We start from the raw sequence: 5,213 nt of genomic DNA on the forward strand, positions 1-5,213 counted from the left end.
ACCCGGACCTTGAGGTCGTCGGCCAGGCGCCGAGGATTGGCCCGCTCGGCAAGCGAGTCGACGGTGGCCGCCAGCTGGTCCCGGGCGACGTCGATGTCCTGCTTGATGGCTTCGGGGTCCCGGTCCGCCACTGTGTCCTCCAAGTCGCCCACTATCCGGCTCATGCACCTGCCCGAACTACCCTAGATCAGCTGGCGGTAACCCCGACGCTCCGGTGAACAGAAAAGGCCCCACCTTGACCGAGACCACGCGGCTTGCACCGGGCGACAAAGCGCCCTCCTTCAGCCTGTCCGACGCCGACGGCAACAAGGTATCGCTGGCCGACTACAAAGGCCGACGCGTCGTCGTGTACTTCTACCCGGCCGCCTCGACGCCCGGATGCACCAAGCAGGCGTGCGACTTTCGCGACAGCCTGGCCGAGCTCAACGAAGCCGGCCTCGACGTCATCGGCATCTCCCCCGACAAGCCGGAGAAGCTGGCCAAGTTCCGCGACACCGAGAAGCTGACGTTCCCGCTGCTGTCCGATCCCGACCGCAAGGTCCTGAGCGCCTATGGCGCGTACGGCGAGAAGCAGATGTACGGCAAGACGGTCACCGGCGTGATTCGTTCCACCTTTGTGGTCGACGAGAAGGGCAAGATCACCGTCGCGCAGTACAACGTGAAGGCGACCGGCCACGTCGCCAAGCTCAGGCGCGACCTGTCCGTCTAGTTCGAAGATGCGATGTCGTCGAGCGCAACGGGCAATCGTTGCCTAGCAGGTGACGGATGGGCCACCCTTCATGGGGCAGTAGGGAAGGCAGCTCACCGACGTTGTTGAGACGGCGAACGCCAGCAGCACCGCAATCAAGATCCTCTTACCCCTCATGGCCTGCCTTCCTAGGAGGGCGCCTGTACGCACACGCGACCTTTCCGCTTACCGACGATCAACCGATGACGGCGGCCTCGTGGTACTCGGTGATGGGCCGCGCGATCCCCTGTTCGTCGCAAACGCGCTGCAGTTTGTGGAGCGTCTCGTCTATCCCCGGTCCGAGCCGCTTGCCGGGCGTGAAGGTGGCCGGCAGGTGCTGCATGCCCTGGATCACGCCGATCGTCGGATAGTGCACGGTGCCCTCGGGGTCGCAGCGGTAGTCGGGCATCCGGTCGAGCACCGCCGTGAGCATCGACTTGAACACCACCCGCGCGACGTTGGAGCCGATGCAGCGATGGATGCCGAGCCCGAAGCTGAAGTGCCGGTTGTTCTTTCGGCTCAGGTCTAGGCGGTTCGGATCGGGGAACACCGCGGGATCACGGTTGGCCATCGCCCAGGACAGCCACAGGCGATCACCCTCCTTGAACCGCGTGCCCGCTATTTCGAGATCGGCTGCGATCGTGCGGCCGTCGCCGGGAGCGGGCGTGAAGTATCGCAAAAATTCTTCGGTCGCCGAGTCGAGCAGCGTTTCCGATTCCTGCCTCAGCAGCTCGCGCTGCTCGGGATTTTCGCCCAGCCATTCGAGCGCGTGCGCGGTCAGCGCCGTCGTCGTGTCAAAACCGCCGCCGATGATCAGGCCCAGCATTCCGAGCAGTTCGGCGTCGGGGGCGGGTTCGCCGTCGATCTTCAGCCTCGCCAACGCGTCCACAATGCCGGGCCGCGGGTTCTCACGGATCTCGAGGAGGTGGTTGAACAGGTCCGCCCCCATCGCCATCGTCTGCTCCAAAACCCTTGGGGCGTCCGGTGAATCGGCGGGCGTGTAGACATTGGCGTGCGCCGGCTCGCAATACAGCTGCCATTTCTTCAGCGGAACGCCCATCATCGCCAGGGTCAGGACCGCGGGCACGACGTTCGCGAGATCGTCGACGAAGTCGATCCGCCCGGCTTCGATCTTCTCGTCGATGCTGGCCCGCACGATCTCGTCGACGAACGGCTTCCAGCGCTTGACGGCCGCCGGCGACAGGTAGGGGTTGAGGATGCTGCGATAGGCGGAGTGCTCGGGTTCGTCCATCTCGAGCATGCCGCCACGGACACCGGTGCCCTGCGGCAGCGTCGGAATCGTGATGCCCTTGTAGCCGGTGCCTTCGCCCGTGACGTCGTGGTCGTTGGACACGTGCGGGCAGCGCGCGAGTTCGAAGACCTCCCGGTTGCCGGCGGCCACCCAATGCCCGTCGTAGGTATCGGTCCACGCCAGCGGGCACTTGGCGTGCATCTCCTCGGTGATCGCTGTGAACCGCTCGCGGTACTCGGGGGTGTGGCGATCGAAGTGGTAACGGTTGGTCTTGCGGGCGTCTCCGGTCAGGGTGTTTTCCGTACTCACGGTGGCGTCTCCTGCGGACGAGTGGCTGCGGCTAGAAGCAGTATGCGACGAGACCGTCGTTCTCGTTCAGCATTCGGGGGGCCAGTTCGGATCGGCGCCCGGCTATCGCCTAACCCTGGAAAGTCGCGGCTTCGCCGTGACACCTCCAAAACTGGACCGCAGAGCGGATTATTGAGCGATGGACCCGGAAGAAGACCCGGAGAAGCTAGACCCTGAGGAATACATACGCGAGCTGGAGCGCGGCGCCGCACGACCGTCGGGGGGCCCTCCCCAGCCGTCCGGAGCGTCCAAAAGCGGCCGGGATGGCGGGCGCGCACTCGGTGGGACCGGGTGGCAGCGGATCGGGGGCGTCGCGGGGCTGGTCAACTCGCCGCGAGTTTGGACGGTGTTGGCGGGTGCGTGCGCGGCCGCGTTCGCGATCGCGGCTCTCGTGGGTCATTACTCCGGCACCACCGTGCACGGCAATCTCACCATGATCAATGGCGGTGCGAAGGACAAGATCGACTGCAACGACGGGAACCTCAGGCTCGAAGGTGACAACAACACCTACACCGTCACCGGCCACTGTCGCCGGCTTGACGTCTCCGGCAGCGCAAATCACGTCACGGTCGACAGCGCCGACACCATCAGTGTTTTCGGCGATGACAACGCGATGGTCTACCACTCCGGGTCACCGACAATCAACAAGACGGGGAACAACAACATCGTGGCTCAGGGCCAAGGCGCCCGATGAGAGGTGCGTCCCGCTAGCCCAGGTTGGCCAGCAGCAGCGCCTCGGCGATCGCGGCGCGTTCCAGCACGCCCAAGTGCAGGCTCTCGTTGATGCTGTGGGCCTGCGTCGCGGGGTCCTCCACGCCGGTCACCAGGATCTTGGCCCGCGGGAAGGCCTCGGCGAACTCGGCGATGAACGGGATCGACCCGCCCATGCCCATGTCGATCGGGTCGGTTCCCCATGCCTGCCGGAACGCCTGGCGGGCGGCGTCGTAGACGCTGCCGGTCGCGTCGACGGCGTAGGGCTCGCCGATGTCGCCGCGGGTGACGCTGACGTGCGCGCCCCACGGCGCGTGCCGTTGCAGGTGGGCGGTCAATGCGTCCAGGTGCGCCGCGGCGTCCCCACCCGGCGCGACGCGCATGCTGATCTTGGCCCGCGCCCGCGGGATCAGGGTGTTGGACGCCTTGTCGATGGGGGTGGTGTCGATGCCGATCACGGTGATCGCGGGCTTGGCCCACAGCCGCTGCGGCGCCGAGCCCGAGCCGATTTCGGACACGCCGTCCAGCAACCCGGAGTCGGCGCGTACCCGCTCGGGCGGGTAATCGACTGGGGCGGCGGTGCTTTCGTGCAGCCCGGCGACGGCCACGTTCCCGTCGTCGTCGTGCAGAGTAGCCAGCAGCCGCACCAGGGCGCTGAGCGCGTCGGGCACCACGCCGCCCCAGATGCCGGAGTGCAGGCCGTGGTCGAGGGTGGCCACCTCGACCACGCAGTCCACCAGGCCGCGCAGCGTGACCGTCAGCGCCGGGATTTCGGTGCTCCAGTTGTCCGAGTCGGCGATGACGATCACGTCGGCGGCCAGCGCATCGCGGTGCGCGGCCAGCAGCCGGCCCAACGACGGCGACCCGGATTCCTCTTCGCCCTCGACGAACACCGTCACGCCCACCGGCGGCTGCCCGCCGTGCGCCCGAAATGCCGCCAAATGTGTTGCGATGCCGGCCTTGTCATCGGCGCTGCCACGGCCGTAGAGCCGGCCGTCGCGCTCGGTGGGCTCGAAGGGCGGCGAGAGCCACTGGCCGCGGTCGCCTTCGGGCTGCACGTCGTGGTGTGCGTACAGCAGCACGGTCGGCGCGCCGTCCGGCGCAGGATGGTGCGCGATGACGGCCGGCGCTCCCCCTTCGCTGACGATCTGCACATCGCCGAAACCGGCCTGCGCCAATAGATCCGCGACGGCCTGCGCGCTGCGATGCACCTCGTCGCGGCGGCCGGGGTCGGCCCACACCGATTCGATGCGCACCAAGTCTTCCAGATCGCGCCGCACCGACGGCAGCACCGAGCGGACGCGCTCAACCAGATCGCTCATGGGATCGAGGCTAGTCGGACGTCGTCTCCAGGATCGCCACCGCGGCGGCGGTATCCCCTTCGTGCGTCAGCGAGACGTGAATCGTCACGTCGGCCAGGTGTTTGGCGATGTCGCCGCTCAGCCGAACCCGCGGGCGGCCCCACATGTCGGTGACCACCTCGATATCGCGGTGGATGTCCTCCGGAAGCACCGGGCGCTGGGCGAACCGCGATCCCGACCACGCCTTGATCACCGCCTCCTTCGCCGCCCAACGGGCCGCCAGGTGACGCGCCGCCGACGAACTCTTGTCCGAGGCGTCGCGGCGCTCACCCGGGGTGAACGTCTCGGAGAAAACGGTTCCCGGCTGGTCGACCTGCTCGGCGAAATCAGGGATGGAGACGAGATCGATCCCCACACCGACAATTCCCATGGGTCGCCAGGCTAACGGACCGACGTCATCCGGCAGAGACCCGGTAGGCGTCGCCGTCACCCAGGCGCGAATCCGGGTTCAGCAGCATCGCGGCCTCCTGACGCTTTTCCGACTCGTCATGGTCGAAGCGACGGTTCGGCGGCCGCTCGTACATCGGCGCGCCACCGGCGATCGCCGACGCCAGCCGCCGCTGACCGGCCAGCAGGCGGGCATCCGCGCGCCGCTGGTAGTCCGCACGCTGCTGCGGGTCGAGCGCGGCGACGAACGCCTGCGGATGCACGAGCGCAACCAAGCCCGAAACATGGCCGAACCCAAGGCTGGTCAGCAGCCCCGCCTTGAGCGGGAACTTCTCGCCCAGCCGCAGGGTCTCGCGCACCCACACGAAGTGGGCCGAGCCGGCCAGTTCGTCGTCGACGCAGTCCAGGCTGCGGTTCGGTGGGATCA

The 5,213-nt window shown here is 67.4% G+C and carries 7 protein-coding genes; 2 read left to right on the top strand and 5 right to left on the bottom strand.

Features of this window, described 5'->3' with window-relative positions:
- On the bottom strand, positions 1–131 hold a 131-nt coding region (locus tag A9W96_RS30840; protein ID WP_156748726.1), incomplete at its 3' end, for a DUF3618 domain-containing protein.
- 104 nt (positions 132–235) lie between these two features.
- Here A9W96_RS30840 and bcp point away from each other — a divergent pair.
- Complete coding sequence (gene bcp, locus A9W96_RS25355; protein WP_066862589.1) at positions 236–709, top strand: thioredoxin-dependent thiol peroxidase; 474 nt, start codon at positions 236–238, stop codon at positions 707–709.
- A 214-nt stretch (positions 710–923) separates the two neighbouring features.
- Here bcp and A9W96_RS25360 read toward each other — a convergent pair whose 3' ends face one another.
- Positions 924–2,288, bottom strand: coding sequence for a cytochrome P450 (locus tag A9W96_RS25360; protein WP_067143956.1), 1,365 nt, complete (start codon positions 2,286–2,288; stop codon positions 924–926).
- Between the two features lie 178 nt (positions 2,289–2,466).
- Between A9W96_RS25360 and A9W96_RS25365 the strand changes: the two genes are divergently transcribed.
- On the top strand, positions 2,467–3,021 hold the full coding sequence (locus tag A9W96_RS25365; protein WP_082972600.1) for a DUF3060 domain-containing protein: 555 nt from the start codon (positions 2,467–2,469) through the stop codon (positions 3,019–3,021).
- A 13-nt stretch (positions 3,022–3,034) separates the two neighbouring features.
- Here A9W96_RS25365 and A9W96_RS25370 read toward each other — a convergent pair whose 3' ends face one another.
- From A9W96_RS25370 to A9W96_RS32350, 3 genes are all read right to left on the bottom strand, one after another.
- Positions 3,035–4,360: a dipeptidase gene (locus tag A9W96_RS25370; protein WP_067143958.1), complete on the bottom strand. Its 1,326-nt coding sequence runs from the start codon at positions 4,358–4,360 to the stop codon at positions 3,035–3,037.
- A gap of 10 nt (positions 4,361–4,370) precedes the next feature.
- Entirely contained in the window at positions 4,371–4,769 is a 399-nt protein-coding gene (locus tag A9W96_RS25375; RefSeq protein WP_066862574.1) for a holo-ACP synthase, read from the bottom strand.
- Positions 4,770–4,794: 25 nt separating this feature from the next.
- Positions 4,795–5,213 (bottom strand): fatty acid synthase (locus A9W96_RS32350; RefSeq protein ID WP_082972601.1); only part of this gene is annotated, 419 nt, incomplete at its 5' end.

The sequence above is a fragment of the Mycobacterium sp. 1245852.3 genome (genome assembly GCF_001669335.1).
GTDB lineage: Bacteria > Actinomycetota > Actinomycetes > Mycobacteriales > Mycobacteriaceae > Mycobacterium > Mycobacterium europaeum_A.